Annotated in this window: 13 protein-coding genes; 7 read left to right on the top strand and 6 right to left on the bottom strand. The window is 52.3% G+C overall.

The features are described from left to right. Nucleotides 1–163 precede the first annotated feature (163 nt). Nucleotides 164–739, bottom strand: a complete 576-nt coding sequence (locus NYE24_RS25720) for a TetR/AcrR family transcriptional regulator (RefSeq protein ID WP_036693681.1) — start codon at nt 737–739, stop codon at nt 164–166. A gap of 299 nt (nt 740–1,038) precedes the next feature. On the opposite strand from NYE24_RS25720, the gene NYE24_RS25715 reads away from it, so the two are divergent. Continuing rightward, complete coding sequence (locus tag NYE24_RS25715; RefSeq protein ID WP_342476998.1) at nt 1,039–2,235, top strand: glycosyltransferase; 1,197 nt, start codon at nt 1,039–1,041, stop codon at nt 2,233–2,235. A 204-nt stretch (nt 2,236–2,439) separates the two neighbouring features. Here the strand turns inward: NYE24_RS25715 and NYE24_RS25710 are convergent, their stop codons facing one another. Together NYE24_RS25710 and thpR are read right to left on the bottom strand one after the other, a co-directional pair. Beyond that, nucleotides 2,440–3,342, bottom strand: a complete 903-nt coding sequence (locus tag NYE24_RS25710) for a cell wall hydrolase (protein ID WP_342476997.1) — start codon at nt 3,340–3,342, stop codon at nt 2,440–2,442. Nucleotides 3,343–3,425: 83 nt separating this feature from the next. Next, nucleotides 3,426–4,031, bottom strand: a complete 606-nt coding sequence (thpR, locus tag NYE24_RS25705; protein WP_076157132.1) for an RNA 2',3'-cyclic phosphodiesterase — start codon at nt 4,029–4,031, stop codon at nt 3,426–3,428. A 90-nt stretch (nt 4,032–4,121) separates the two neighbouring features. On the opposite strand from thpR, the gene NYE24_RS25700 reads away from it, so the two are divergent. After that, the gene (locus NYE24_RS25700; protein ID WP_342476996.1) at nt 4,122–5,078 is read left to right on the top strand and encodes a D-2-hydroxyacid dehydrogenase; all 957 of its coding nucleotides are present in this window, start codon (nt 4,122–4,124) and stop codon (nt 5,076–5,078) included. 34 nt (nt 5,079–5,112) lie between these two features. Here the strand turns inward: NYE24_RS25700 and NYE24_RS25695 are convergent, their stop codons facing one another. From NYE24_RS25695 to dgt, 3 genes are all read right to left on the bottom strand, one after another. Beyond that, on the bottom strand, nt 5,113–5,505 hold the full coding sequence (locus NYE24_RS25695) for a hypothetical protein (RefSeq protein WP_342476995.1): 393 nt from the start codon (nt 5,503–5,505) through the stop codon (nt 5,113–5,115). 366 nt (nt 5,506–5,871) lie between these two features. Continuing rightward, nucleotides 5,872–7,656 (bottom strand): HAMP domain-containing methyl-accepting chemotaxis protein, encoded by a 1,785-nt coding sequence (locus tag NYE24_RS25690; protein ID WP_076157126.1) that lies wholly within the window; start codon nt 7,654–7,656, stop codon nt 5,872–5,874. Nucleotides 7,657–7,859: 203 nt separating this feature from the next. Then, nucleotides 7,860–9,269 carry a dGTP triphosphohydrolase gene (gene dgt, locus NYE24_RS25685; RefSeq protein ID WP_036693670.1) on the bottom strand — a complete coding sequence of 470 codons (1,410 nt, stop codon included), beginning with the start codon at nt 9,267–9,269 and terminating at the stop codon, nt 7,860–7,862. A 192-nt stretch (nt 9,270–9,461) separates the two neighbouring features. On the opposite strand from dgt, the gene NYE24_RS25680 reads away from it, so the two are divergent. From NYE24_RS25680 to NYE24_RS25660, 5 genes are all read left to right on the top strand, one after another. Beyond that, nucleotides 9,462–10,238: a polysaccharide deacetylase family protein gene (locus NYE24_RS25680; protein WP_076157124.1), complete on the top strand. Its 777-nt coding sequence runs from the start codon at nt 9,462–9,464 to the stop codon at nt 10,236–10,238. A 117-nt stretch (nt 10,239–10,355) separates the two neighbouring features. Beyond that, on the top strand, nt 10,356–11,381 hold the full coding sequence (locus NYE24_RS25675) for a helix-turn-helix transcriptional regulator (protein WP_036693667.1): 1,026 nt from the start codon (nt 10,356–10,358) through the stop codon (nt 11,379–11,381). A 41-nt stretch (nt 11,382–11,422) separates the two neighbouring features. Then, the gene (locus tag NYE24_RS25670; RefSeq protein WP_342476994.1) at nt 11,423–13,060 is read left to right on the top strand and encodes an ABC transporter substrate-binding protein; all 1,638 of its coding nucleotides are present in this window, start codon (nt 11,423–11,425) and stop codon (nt 13,058–13,060) included. Between the two features lie 82 nt (nt 13,061–13,142). Continuing rightward, the gene (locus tag NYE24_RS25665) at nt 13,143–14,150 is read left to right on the top strand and encodes an ABC transporter substrate-binding protein (RefSeq protein ID WP_342476993.1); all 1,008 of its coding nucleotides are present in this window, start codon (nt 13,143–13,145) and stop codon (nt 14,148–14,150) included. After that, on the top strand, nt 14,147–14,938 hold the full coding sequence (locus NYE24_RS25660) for a hypothetical protein (protein ID WP_342476992.1): 792 nt from the start codon (nt 14,147–14,149) through the stop codon (nt 14,936–14,938). Before NYE24_RS25665 ends, NYE24_RS25660 begins: the two co-directional genes overlap by 4 nt. Nucleotides 14,939–14,972 lie beyond the last annotated feature (34 nt).

Here is a 14,972-nt window from a genome sequence, read left to right as displayed (position 1 = left end):
TTCGTGAATGTTACAGTAACACCAGATGACTGTTTTCCCCATTCGGTCAATCAAAGGCAAAAAAAAGGGTCTATCCTGTTCAGTACCATCCGCCTCAGCCCATCCATTCCAATCAGGGAAAGCGCAGCAGTGCGAAACGCCATCCCTATACCGGACTTAACTTCTACTGTGATAGCCCCTCTGCCAAAAACAGATGAAAATAATGCTTGATCTGTTCTTTGGTCAACGGCACATGTACCTTGCTCAGTTCAGCAGTAAGCGCGATATATAGCCTGAACATTACCACCGACACAATCTGGGGATCGCAGGGTTTGATTTCCCCTTGACGAATGGCCTGCTCCACCTCCCGTTCCAGATATTCAAGCACCACACTCTCGATCTTGTCGAGTCCTTCACCAGCCTGCGGCGTTCCGAAGTCCAGACTCTCCTGGGACAGCTTGATGAATAGCTCGTGTTCGCTACGAAATTCCAGCAGGGCATCCAGCACACGGTGCAGATTATCAAAAAACGGCTTATCACGCCTAATCTCCCGCTCGGCGATCATTTTCATCTCGATGATGACGTCCCGCAGGATTTCATCAAATAACTGTTCCTTGTTCGTAAAAAAGGTGTAAATCGTCCCTTTGCCAACATTGGCAATCTTGGCGACCTGATCCATCGTTGTTGCCTTATACCCGAATAATGAAAAAGACTTCGTCGCCGCCTGAAGCACCTGCTGCCTTCGATCTACCACAGCCATTCATACACTCCCTTTCCTGAAGGATCGTCTATAACTCCCGTTCTGACCAATTTACTAATCCGGTCACTCGGTCAAGACCAACTTTATCACTTTGCCTATGTCTTTGCAATACTTTTGCTAAATTTTTTTATTTTATTGCAGTGTTTTAACTTTCTATTTACGTCTTATTTGTATAATGTGAGAAAAGAAGCAAAATCCCTAGTATAATATTAGGAGAAGCATGTACGCGAGTAACCGCAGACGGACTTATGAAGCTATCTAACAAACCTACCTATTAATGGAAAGTTGCAGGTGAACTTATGCGAAAGAAAAGAGTACTGCTGTTTTCGGAAGGCTTCGGCACGGGCCATACAGGGGCAGCCTATGCTCTGGCTGAAGGAATACGACTGCTGAACCCTGATGTTCAGTGCCGGGTCTTCGAGCTCGGAAAATTCCTGAATCCTACGGTCGCTCCTTGGATTCTTTCCGCTTACCGCAAAACTGTCAGCAGCCAGCCTAAGCTGGTCGGCATGATGTATAAGACCCAATATCATAAATCACTGAACCGGTTGACTAAGCTGGCCCTTCACCGGATTTTTTATACCCATGCCTCTCAGGTCATTGAGCAGCTGCGGCCGGATCTGATTATCTGTACTCATCCGATTCCGGCTGCGGTCATCTCCAGGCTGAAGCGCCAGGGTCTTGATGTGCCGTTCTATACGCTGATTACAGATTATGATGCCCACGGCAGCTGGGTGAATGCGGAAGCCAACCGGTATCTGGTATCGACCTCCAGGGTCAAATCCATTCTTACGGGACGCGGCGTACCCTCCGAGCTGGTAACGGTGACCGGGATTCCCGTGCATCCGAAGTTCTGGGAGTCCCAGGGTAAGACCAAGCTGCGGAAGGAGCTGGGTCTCGCTGACATCCCGACTGCGCTTATTATGGGCGGCGGCTGGGGCCTGATGTTCGGCAAGGATATTATGAACTCGCTCACTGCCCGGATCAATGAGATCCAGCTTATCTTCTGTATGGGCAGCAACGACAAGGCTATAGCCAAAATGCAGGCCAACCCCCTGCTCAACCATCCCAACGTAAGGATTCTTGGGTACAGCAGCGAGATCAACAAGCTGATGGATGCCTCGGATCTGCTGATCACGAAGCCCGGCGGAATGACCTGCACGGAAGGCCAGGCCAAAGGTATTCCCATGCTGTTCTATAACGCCATCCCCGGCCAGGAAGAGAAGAACAGCCAGTATTTTGTCGAGCTGGGGCTCGCCGAGATGCTTGATCCGGGCGTTGTGGACAAATGGTTCTCCATGCTCCTGAGCGAATATGCCGGATTCGGAGGACCGAAGAAGCGCAAAAGCTCTCCGGACCTCCAGCAGCCGCAGCACTGCGCCGCCACCATTCTTAAGATGCTCGGCAAGCCAGCTGCGGAAGCCGTCTTCTCCGAGGCGTGGAGCGCCCCTCCGCCCAAGGTACGGGGAGAAGAAGCCGTCTATGTCACACCATAAGCCCTTATCCTGATATTCATACGAAGGTGCAAAAGAACCTCCAGCCCATAGAAATGGGGCTGGAGGTTCTTTTCGCGCCGCGGACCTGACAAGGCATCGGAGCCAGCAGTACGGCTGTGTCTTCCGGCTGCGTCAAATAGCTGTAACTGAATAGACGTATAGCGTCTGGTGCATAAGATCTTTTTGTTTACGGAAGAACCCTTATTATTTATAAAAGGTATGATTGCCGATGGTCTTCGCGAGTGTACGTGAATGATGTACGGTAAGATCCTGTGCCAGCGTCAGCGACAGGAAGAAATAGGTATCATCCGTAACTTCTTTGACCCCCATAAGCGCTGCGTTTACAGCCTTAATACTGTCCGAATTTGGCTTTACGCGCTTAAGACGCCCGTTAGCTACAGGACTGAACTGCCTTTTCTGATAGATTACTTCTCTGATCGTGTCGGGAAAATTGGCTGACCGCAGCCGGTTTAGAACAACGTTGGCAACTGCCACCTTGCCCTTGTACGGTTCGCCTTCTGCCTCTGCCATGACGATTTTTTGCAGCAGATGCAGGTCTTCTCCGGATACGGCGTAGCTCCAGGTAGCTTCAGCTTGATGCTCCTTGGGTAGTAGCTTGGTCCGGGAGAAGAACAATGTTGCGGGGGGATGTTGCTGAGTTACAGCCTTGCTTGGTTTCACACTCTTCGTCCCCGTTGCCGCGATCTTCAGCGCTTGCGCCGCTGGCGGCGATGCTTTCACCACAGTTACCTTAGGCTTAGTCACAATGGAAGCCGGCTTAGCCGCATTCTTGTGCTGCAGCTTCTCGGGACTTAACCATCCTGTACTCACCGTGCGGGTCCAGGTATGGACCGGCTTGGCAGCTGTGGTGAAGAGCATGGGTGTACTATTTTCAGCTGAATGGCTTGTCCTATGCAGGACGGATACGGCTTGCGGAATAAGCTGCTCTACCGATTGATGGCTTGCAGACTTCAGCTTACCCATTTCTATTACATTCTCCCCGGTAGCAGCAGTTCCTTCGGGGTTCATCAAACTTATCGCTGAGAAAGACACTAGGATTACACCAACCAGCAGCGCAATATAGCGGCTCTGTTTGAAAATCAACATGTTTTACCTCCTATTTTACGGCACATTCCTATTGTATGTAACCGAAAATGGAAGCTTTGAAAACTTTCTTGTCGATTTTATATTTAGAAAAATGTAAATTTTTCAGTCATTTCATACATAGGAATGGCATGCATCCTGGTAGCATACACCACAAAAGCATCTACCGTCCAGCCTATGTCTGGAAGTAATTGGCCCGAAGGATGGTTCTCCATCCGTAAATTTCCCAGCCGCTCCAGCGTAAACGGATCTTCTCCGCGATATTTGCGGGCCACCGTCAAATGGGGATTGTACGTTCGCATCTCTGGAGTATAACCTAAGGGAAGGGTCGCTGAAACCACCTTTCGCTGCAGCTCCTTCAGCGGCTCTAATTCTCCGGAAACCCCCGCCCAGAGCACTCTTGGCGAGTCTGGAAGACCGAAGGTGCCCCATTCGCCGAGCTTCAATTGAAAGCCTTTACTTGAGCGTGCAACCGTCCATAAGGCCTCATAGAGAGCTGGAATAGTTTCCCTGGGGGTATCTCCAAGAAATTGCAGCGTAATATGGAAATCTTTAAAATGTGTCCATCTCGCAAATTTAAGTCCGGACGACACACGGGCAGACTCATTCTTCAGATATTCAAGCAGCCTATCAGGCAGCGGCACGGCAACGAACAGGCGCTCTACTTCTTGCTCCGGGTCCAAATGGTTCATGCGAATTTCACCTTTCCAGGCAGATTTGTTATGCTTATCTATACTTATCGTCCATTTCTCTACTGAAATGTAGAACAGGAGGGAACCATCATGACTAAATCCATCGTTTGTATACAGCAGCTCTCCTCTGCTCAACAGGAGCTGATCCGGGCCGCTGCACCAGAGTACACACTCACCCTGGGAGATTCCAGAAACCCTGATCTGGATCTGCTCGCCGGCGCAGAGATTATTATCGGCTGGGGCAAAGGCATCCGTGACACCGTGCTGCGCCAGGGCTCGCCGCTCCGCTGGGTACAAGCCTGGTCCGCCGGTGTAGAGAAGCTTCCGCTGGAAGCCATGAAAGAGCGCGAAATTCTGCTGACGAACGCCAGCGGCGTGCATGCGGAACCGATTACTGCCGTCATCCTCAGCTTCATGCTGATGTTCACACGTAACATGCACACGGCCATCCGTAACCAGCAGAACCGCCGCTGGCACTCGGACGGGCAGGAGAGCGAGCTGACCGGCAAGACGATCGTCATCGCCGGAACCGGAGCGATCGGCAGCGAGACCGCCAGAATCGCCCAGGCCTTCCGGATGAAGACAATCGGTGTCAGCCGCTCCGGCCGGCCGGTGGAGGGCTTCGACCAGATTTTCACCACTAGGGAACTGAAGGATTCCGTCCGTGAAGCGGACTTCGTAGTCAACACGCTGCCTCTCACAGATGAGACACGGGGCCTGTTCGATGCTGAAGTCTTCTCCGCCTGCAAGCAGGGGGCCTACTATATTAATATTGGCCGCGGCGTGACCACTCATACTAACGACCTGATCGCCGCACTGAATAGCGGCCAGCTGGCCGGAGCGGGCCTTGATGTCTTCGAGACCGAGCCGCTCCCGGAGGACCACCCGCTATGGGACATGGAGCAGGTCATCATCACCCCTCACTGTGCCGGGGTAACCGACCGCTATGCCGACCGGGTGGTCGACATCTTCGTGGAGAACATGAAGGCCTACCTGGAATCCGGCAAGCCTTCGCGCAACCTGGTAGACTACAGCCGCCAGTATTAGGTTCCTTTCGCGGCTGAGCTGGCGGGTTGTAGAGCTAGGGGGTTGGCAGGCAGGCCGTAGCTTGGCGGGTTGACTCACAGTTTAGAGTTTTAACGTTCCCCTGCGGCCAAATGTTGCACATATTGCAACTCGGGTATCGCCAATTTGGGCTATTCGAGAAGATTGTTGCATGAAATGCAGGAATTGTCCCCTTCATCTGCCAACTGGATAAGAATTGCTGACATTTGTACAACATTCTCTCATTCACCTCATATTGATCAGGTAAATGTTGCAAAATGTGCAGGATTCCAAGCGAACTCATTAGCACCAGCACCAGCACCAACATCAGCACCAGCACCTGCACCTGCACCTGCACCTGCACCAATATCAGCAACAGCATCACCAGCACCACATGTCGATACATGCTCAGCTCGTTCAACTCTTTCAACTAATTTCAGCAATTCAGTTCATTCAATGATTCCGCGATTCACGAATTCACGCATAATAAAGAGCCTCTGCTGAACAAAGCAGAGGCTCTTTATATACTTCCATCCCTAAATAGATTGAACTTGAAATTTCCCCATTAGGGAGCAGTGGCGGAAGAGAAGTTTGGAACTGTAGGAGCGACAGCGTCCGCCTGAAAGCTTTCCGCAGGAAAGCTAGCTTCGGAAGCATCAGCTGTTCCCGGATTTCAACCGCTACTGCGGTTCAATCCAAGAAATCCGGGAACAACAGCGGCCGGAAGTCCAAACATTCTCTGCAGTCACGGCGTATCCCTAATCCCCGAAATTTTACCGCTTCAATCTATCCCCCCTCACACCTTAAATCGGGTCACCGACTCCCGAAGCTGCGTAAGCAGCAGCTTCAGCTCTGAGATGCCGTTAGCCACGGCAGTGGTTGAGCTGAGCTGCTCATGCGCAGAAGCAGAGGTCTCTTCGACACCTGCCGCGGATTCCTGGGAGAGTGCCGAGATATGCTGGCTGAACTCGTTCATAGTCTCGCTGGCACCGGTCATTTGCTGCAGGTCCTGGCCCATCTCATCGATGGTCACCGCCATCATGCGGACCGAGCCGTTGATTTCAGCCAGGGCATCACCAGTCTCGACAATCTGCCGGCTGCCTTGCTCCGTCTTGGCTACTCCGCCGCGCAGCTGCTCTACCATGGTTCTGGAGTCGAGCTGGATGCCCTGCGTAATCTCTGTGATCTCCGAGACCGTCCGCTGCACATCCTCAGACAGCTTCCGTACTTCCTGTGCGACAACGGCGAAGCCGCGTCCGCTGTCACCGGCCCGTGCGGCTTCAATGGCAGCATTGATCGCCAGCAGATGAGTCTGCTCCGAGATGCTCCGGATTGCTCCCACCAGATGGAAGATCCCCTCATTCTTGCGGTTCAGCTCTTCTACGGTATCCATGGACTGCGAGACCGCATCGGCAATCTCGTTCATCTGCGCCACGGAGCTTTCCATAAGCGACCGGCCCTTTTCACCCTTTTGCCGTACCTGCTCGGAATGGTTGGAGAGATCCGTACCTCTGCCGGCAAAATTCTCAATTAACGTATTTAGCTCCTCCACCGCCTTGGAGGCATCCACCGCTGCTTCGGCCTGGCTTCCGGACGCTGTAGCCAGCTCTTCCATCGTCAGCGCGATCTGGCTGCTGCCTTCCTTCGTATCGGCAATTCGATGCATCAACTCATCGCCCTGCTCCGAAATAATAGTGGATACATTTCGGATCTGGCTGACCATTTCCAGCAGCGTGCGGTTCGTTTCATTTACGGTCTTGGCGAGCAGGCCAATCTCATCTTTGTTGCGGATCAGCGTCTCTTCGGCCGTCAGATCCCCGCTGGAGATCTGCTGCAGCTGCGCAGTTACCCTTTTCAGCGGATTGATGATCGTTCTGCGGATAACCGTGTTAGTCAAGCCAATCATCAGAAGCACAACCAGTACAGTCACGATATTTAAAGTCACTGAGGTATTGAAAATTTGCGCAGATATTTCACCCTCATTCTCAGCATCCTTCTGGCTGTGCGCTACCAGCGCATCCAGATCCACCTGCATGGAATTAAAAGCGTCAATCCCCTTCCGCGATACCTCAAGAGCTAATTTCTCGTCTTTGGAGCTGCTGAGCAGGATCGCCTGATTGTTGACCGTCAGGAACTCGCCCCATTTCCCGACGAGCGACTGTAATTGCTTCAGCTCCTGATCTCCTGTCAGATTGGCTTTATACTCCTTAAAGGTGTCCGATACTTTGCGGATGTATTCGGACCGCTCTTCCGCAAGGGCGTTTTTGTCCGCACTGTCAGTGCTCAGGATATGCTGCAGGCTAAGCGCCATAACATGCTCTGTGAGGTAATTGACATTATGAATTTTATTCAACTCGGGGATAATGTGATTAATGATCTTCCCGGTATTATTCTGCATGCCGTTCATTTGATAGAGTGATACTCCGCCGCTGATCAGAACGAATACAGCCAGAGCCGCATAACCGTAGGCTATCTTGGAGCCGATGCTTTTTCTGCCCTGGATTAGACTTGCCTGCTGCTCCTTGTCTGCTCCCTTTCTCCCTTTTCCTAACAGATCCTTCAGTCGCTGACCTATACCCACACCTGTGTGCCCCCTTGATAATGTCTGGATGTTTACACCATTTTCCATCTGATTACATTTATTTTCATAAAAAAAAGCAAAAAAAAAATAGGTTGTATGTACTATTTCGGCAGCAGACGATTAAAAATTTACATGTTTCTCCCGATGTAAGGTATTACCTGCCAGCCGGGGCGGCGGACAGGTAAGTGTTCCACTATATGGGTCTAATCCAGATCGTATATCGAGCCGACCTTCAGTCCGTAAAGCTCATTGTAGATTTTCTCGGCAAAAGCGTCAGTCATTCCGGCAATATAATCCGTCACCATATGCTCCCAGGTCCAAATCGGTCTGGCCGACTTCTGGTCCTTCTCGAACCGCTGCAGCCAGTCCGAAGGGATGATACTCCGGGATGTCTCGGGATCAAGGAATGCCTCCCACAGCCGCCGCAGTATCCACTCGCTCCGTTTCTGCAGACGCTGTACGCGTAAATCGCGGATCATCGTTACCCAGGCGAAGCTTTTGAGCACACTGACGGTCCGCAGCATGTCCTCATCCTCCTTGCCTTCCTTAATGAAGGTAACCTTCTTCCAGTCCCCGTCCCCAATCACGCCGAGGCTGGCGACGAAGGTACTGACCCAATAGGCTTTGACTTCACGGCGGGTACGGGAATAGTCATTCTCACAGGTAGGCATCTTCTCCTTCCAGACACGCAGGAATGAACTCAGTACCTCCTCCACTTTGAAGCGGATCGCAGACTTGTTCCAGCCGGACCAAAAGGCATCCTCAAGCGTGGTGATTTTCTCCACAATCAGCCGCTGGATATAGTCGTCATGCATGAAATGCTCATGTACCTCAATCTTCCCGGCCTTGATACCGTCCTCCAGGTCATGCGCCGAATAAGCAATATCGTCACACAGGTCCATCAGCTGCGCTTCCAGCGTCTTTTTGCCTGCCGGAATTCCCCACTGGGTGCGGATCTCATGGATATACTCCCATTCGTGCAGATACATCCCCTTCTTCAGTACCGTCCCGGGAAAAGGATACTTGTTAATGCCCAGCAGCACCGCGTCCGAGAGGTTCAGGCCGTCGATATTCTCACGCTTCTCAAGGAACATGATCAGGCGGAAGTTGTGGGCGTTGCCTTCAAAATGCTCATATTTGCGCTTCATGCTCTCATGAATCGTCTGCTGCTGAACGGGACCAGCGCCGGACTTGGCCACCGCCTCCACCGTCTTGCGGGTCACCAGCTTCTCCAGCAGGTTGTCCAGCACCTCTTCTCCCTTATGTCCAAATGGGGGATGACCGAAGTCATGGGCGATGGCCGCACATTCCACTACCTCCGGATCAATGACCAGGCCCGGATTCTCCGCGGCTCCTGTCTCTACTTCCGGGTAAGAACGCAGCAGGCTTTTGGCCGCTTCACGGGCAATCTGTGCCACCTCCAGCGAATGGGTCAGACGCGTCCGGTAGTAATCCCCGGTTCCGGCTCCAAACACCTGAGATTTGCCTTGCAGCCGCCGGAAGGTCGGCGAATGGATCAGACGCGAATAGTCGCGTTCATATGCGGCTCTGGAGGTCTCCAGCTTCGTGATTTCGGGATATTGTCTATGCTCTCTTTGTTCAATCAGTGTCATCTCCGCTGCCCCTATTCCTTGATCTGTATTTAGTAACTTATTATAAGTCATTTCCGCCGGAACTTTCACTCTAAAATGCAAATCGCCTTGCGGGCTGCTATAAATGCATAGCAACCAAGGGGGATAGAGCATTCTAAGACTTAAGCAGCAGGAACCGCTTATAAAAACAAGTGTGGAGTGAATCTGAGAGCCATGAGAACAGCCACCCGAATGACCGCCGCAGTTCTTGCAGCGCTAGTGCTGATGCATAGCCCTTCCGATCTGGCCCTGGGCAGTCCGAACAAGGCAAAAAACCGCTACTACTATGAGGAGCGCGGCGATATGATCTGGGAAGTGCGCACCAGCCAGAAGGTAATTGCGCTGACCTTCGATGACGGCCCGGACCCCCTGGAGACGGACAGCATTCTGGAGGTGCTGCATGAGTATCAAGCGAAATGCACGTTTTTTGCGATTGGCAAGCGGATCGCCGCTTATCCCGATGTCGCCAGACGCGTAATTAATGAAGGACATGAGCTGGCGAACCATACCTATAACCATGTCTATTTCAAAAGGCCGATCTCCGGGAAGCAGATTCAGGAGGAGCTCGCGCTGACGGAGCAGGAAATTATGAAGATATCCGGCAGACACAGCAGCCTGTTCAGACCGCCGGGCGGAATGTATGACGAGACTCTGATCGATGTGTCTAACAGCATGGGCCTGAAGCCCGTACTGTGGTCCTGGCATCAGGACACCCGCGACTGGAACCGCCCCGGCGTCTGGAACATCTCAAGCCGGGTGATCCGCAATGCCAAGAGCGGCGATATTGTCCTGTTCCACGACCATGTCCATGGGCCGTCGCAGACGAAGGAAGCGCTGAAGATTATTCTGCCTGAGCTGAAGAAGCAGGGCTTCAGGTTCGTTACCGTCTCGGAGCTGATTGAGTTATCCGATGTACAGCAGGCGAAGACGGACCGGCATATAACCTATTAGGGGGCCTCCCCGGATTGCACAGGTTCACAAAATAAGGTAGTCTTGAGCATAATAAGGCTATCATAATATGGCTATTTGTGAATCTGCCGCAGTCCATCCCCCAGGAGGGTACAATATATGACCGAGAATACTTCCTATACAACCGAGGAAATCGCCCGGCTGCTCAAAATCTCCAAGCTCAAGGTCTATGATCTCATTAAAAAGGGCGAGCTTCCCTCTTACCGTGTCGGCAAGCAGATGCGCGTTGACCTCTCCGATCTGGAGAAATACAAGCAAAATTCCCGCAACAGCGGGGCTTATGCGAATCCGCTGCCCGGGGGCGGGCTGACCGAAGCTGCACTGCCGCAGGCCCAGCCATCGCAGCAGACGGGCCTCCCGTTCGCCGCGCCTTATCAGGCCTTTGCCTCCCCGCCGCCGCACAGTATGAAGAGCAGTGGTGTAAATGTAGTCATTACCGGGCAGGATATGTCGCTTGATATTCTGGCGACTCATCTGGAGCGGACCCTGCCGTCCACCCGGCCGCTCCGTTCCTATGCGGGCAGTCTGGACAGCCTCATTGCCATGTATCAGGGCGAATCAGATATTGTAAGCACCCATCTGCTGGACGGCGACAGCGGTGAATATAACCTGCCTTATATCCGCAAGCTGCTCGTAGGCTTCTCCTATATAGTAGTGCATCTGCTAACTCGCAGCGCAGGCTTCTATGTGCAGAAGGGCAATCCGCTGGGCATCCGCAGCTGGGGAGACCTCCGGCAGGACGGAGTGACGCTGATCAACCGTGAGCGCGGCTCCGGCGCCCGGGTGCTTCTGGATGAACAGCTGCGCCTGCATGGAATCCCGTCATCCCGCTTGAACGGATACACTAATGAAGAGAACAGCCATTTGGCAGTAGCCAGCCTGGTGGCGAGAGGCGGGGCGGATGTGGGCATCGGCACCGAGAAAGCCGCCAAAATCATTGACGGCATCGACTTCATTCCGCTGATCCGCGAGCGCTACGATCTGGTCATGGTGAAGAAGCCGGAGAATGAAGTCTGGATTAACGCCATTCTGGATATTCTGCGCTCGGAAGCGTTCCGCAGTGAACTAAGCTCGATTCACAGCTATGACCTGAGCGAGACGGGGGATATTATTTACGAGACTTGAAAGGATCTGCTATTTTTTTCCGGCCGAACGAGGAGGTACGCATGTTATCCACAATACCGCAGACAGCATTCAGGCTGGAGCGCTTGTTTTTTTCAAGCGTACACAGCTATTACGGAAGATTTGCAGAGGGGGAGTCTTTGCCCCGAAGGATCCTTCACCACCATGCCTTGTGTTATGTTACAGAAGGTAAAGGGCAGATTATCCTAAATGGTAGGCTGCTTACGGCGAATAAAGGAGACTTCTTTTTGTTATTGCCCGAAACTTCGGTGGAAGGCAAAGCGCTGACGGCAGAACCGCTGCGTTATATGATCATTTTCTTCTCCTGTATCCAGCTTCGTAAAAATCGCAGGCAACAGCAGCTCCACCCTCCGGTATTTCCAATTAGCGGGAAGCTTGAAGCTTCCGCCCATCCACAGGCTGCAGAGATCACCAGCCAAATGAGCTCCTTTCACCGTACCCGTGACCCGGAGGATATCATGCACGCCAAATACCGGCTGCAGCAGCTGCTCGCGATGCTCCTTCAACCAAGTAAGCGTATTGTGCAGGACAAGGCTGTAGGAATGGACATTGCGCTTGCCTACATGAAGAATAACTACAACCAAGAGCTTAAAGTTGGTCAACTGGCTCTAATGGCGGGCTTAAGCACCAATCATTTTATCAGAGCATTCAAGCAGCTTACAGAAAAGACTCCTATGACTTATTTACTGGAGGAGCGGATAAAAAGGGCCAAGCAGCTGTTGTTCTCTTCTGAACGGGTCAAGACGATCGCCAAGGAAGTGGGCTATAAGGACGAGCATTATTTTAGCCGGGTGTTCAAAAAATCGGAAGGCGTGGCACCGGCCAGTTACCTCAAAAATAATCATATCCGTATTGCTGTTCTCTACTATGGTCTGGATGATTACCTGATGACACTTGGATTGGCGCCAGTGGCTGCGCTGTCTTACCGGGAGCGGGTGTCAAAAAATCACAGCCTTCCCCACTCCGGTATACTGGAGCAGGACATTGTCCGCCTGAACGGTTCCCGGTTGAATTATGAAGAGCTGGCACGGGTGAAGCCTGATCTGATTATTGGGAGCGACCGCCTGTTACCAGGCGAGCTGCTGGAGTCCATCGCACCGACGGTTGTTCTTAAGCATACCGATAATGTGGAGCAGCAGTTGTCAAGGTTGTCCCGTATTCTGGGCAGAGAGCAGCAGGCTGACGACTGGATGAACCGCTACGCAGAGCAGAAGCACCTCCTTAGATCACAGCTGGAGGCACAGGATGTGCTGCCCACCGTTTCTTTTATCAGAGTCAGCTCTGAATTCTACCGCTTGTACGGCGCCTCCAATCAGACAGGAACTCTGCTATACCAAGATCTTGGACTGAGTCCGCCCCTCTCAACCCGTGAGCAGACTGAAGCAATGGATTTCGAGATTCATGAGCTTCCCGGGTATAACCCGGGAACCATCTTCTTGGCTGCGGACCCTACCCTGGAATCGAGACAACGGCTGGAAGCACTGCTCTCGTCCAGAGAATGGTCTTCCCTGGATGCAGTGAAGCAGTCCCGGGTATTCGATGCCGGAGATCTGTTGTTCAAAACACTCGGACCCTCAGGCAGAAAGTGGGCCATGTCGTATGTTGCATCCCGGATTAGCAGGCCGGCCGATAGAATTATCCACGCCAACACAGGGTTATAATCCATTGAAAAGTATGTATCGTTCTCCTATCATAATGATAATGATTATTATTATCTATTGCACAAAGGAGACTAAGAAATAAATGAAGCGAATGAAATCCCTCCAGTTCATGCTCTTTGCCGTGCTGCTGCTGATCCTGGCGGCTTGCAGCAATGGAGCAGGACAACCACAACCGGCTTCTGAAGAACCGCGTCCCTCCGCCTCCCAACCCAGCGGTCAGGGGGCTGCGGAAACGGGCACACGCACAATTACCCACCTTAAGGGAGAAGCTGTGATTCCGTCCGAAATCGATAAGATCGTTGTTCTCACAGCAGAGTACATAGATCATCTGTTGACTATCGGAGAGAAGCCTTCCGGCGTGAACACAGAGGTCCGGTACGGAGGAGAGTATCTTCCCTATCTGGCTGACAAGCTGCAGGGTGTACAAACCGTAGGTTCGGCGGATAATCCCAACCTTGAGGCCATTACCTTGCTTGATCCGGATGTGATTCTTATTGAGAGCCGGACGGCCGAGAATTCGTATGAGCAGCTGAACAAAATCGCCCCTACCATCGTTCTTGGAAATGAATGGCTTGATTATGGCGACGATACTTCCTTTTGGACCAAGGACCTGCTAACCATTGCGGAGATGTATGACAAAACGGACCTGGCGAAGGAAAAAATTGCTGAACTGGAACAGAAAACGGTCCAGGCCAGCGGGAAAATCAAAGCGCTGGACAGCAAAAAACTCGCCTACCTCCGTGTACGGGAGAAGACACTCCAAGTGTACGCACAACAAGGTCATCCAACCAATGCATTACTCTATCAGGATCTCGGGTTCGAACCTGCCGCACTTACGCCGGAAGAGAAAAGAGTTGATCTATCCTTGGAGAAAATACCGGAGCTGGGGGCAGACTTTATCGTCCTTGAGGTGGATTCCAATGCCCGCGATTTCCTGGACAACATGCAGGCCAGCGCACTCTGGAAGAACATCCCTGCCGTACAGGGAGGAAAGGTTCATGAGACCGATTCCTTCTGGCTCTTCAAGGGCTGGGGGGTTATCGGCCGGGGCGAGATTATTGATGAAATAATGGCATGGATGGAGCCATGAGCAGCGCTGAACCTTTTGGGAGCCAGTGGATACAAGATTTCATGCAGCAGCATTTTGCCGTGACTGTCGCGGAGGACAGGAATAATTCTTTTCCTTACAGTACAGAAGATCTATTGGATGCAGCGAGGCTACCGCTCATTATCGGCAAGCAATCGGTTCAGCTTGGGGAGCCTGGAGGAATTGTGGTCGGAACTTTATTTGCCAAAAGGTACTCGGTGTTGATCATGGGACTGGCCGCCTCCATCACTCTCTTCGATACCCCGCTCTCTCTGTTGCCCGGCGCTTTACGGTTCAGGCTAACGGATGCAGGAATGATGCAGTATGAAGCGGAGACGGCAGCCACGGACAAATGGCCTGCTAATCCTTCGGAAGTCCGTCAAGCCTGCCTTGCCGGCTATATGGATCGCCTGCTGGCACATTTACGGCAGGTGCTCCAGGCTGTATCAGGGTATACGGGAGCTAAGGAGAAAGTCATGTGGTCGCTGATTGCACATAATTTGCATAACCTGTATGGACGGCTGCTGACGGACAGGCAAATTTGGGATTCAGAGGAGCGTGGCCGGATCATCGGCCAGGATTATACTACCCTGCTTCAGCCGGAGAAGCCGGATGAATTATCCATGCGGTTCCGGAGGTATGAGCATCCGAAGCTGCGCGGCCATTCATTATATCTGCGCAAGCATTGCTGCTTGGCCTACCGGATCCGGATCGGGCCAGATGCCGGAGAGTATTGCTGCACTTGTCCCAAGCTATCCCCGGAAGAGCGAGGGCGTATATTAGATGAATAAGCAACGCCCCTCACCGGTTCGGGAGGGGCGTTGC

It is taken from the genome of Paenibacillus sp. FSL H7-0350 (assembly GCF_038593195.1).
GTDB lineage: Bacteria > Bacillota > Bacilli > Paenibacillales > Paenibacillaceae > Paenibacillus_AQ.
The sequence above is the reverse complement of the archived record's forward strand: the minus strand, read 5'-3'. Positions and strand labels throughout refer to the sequence as shown.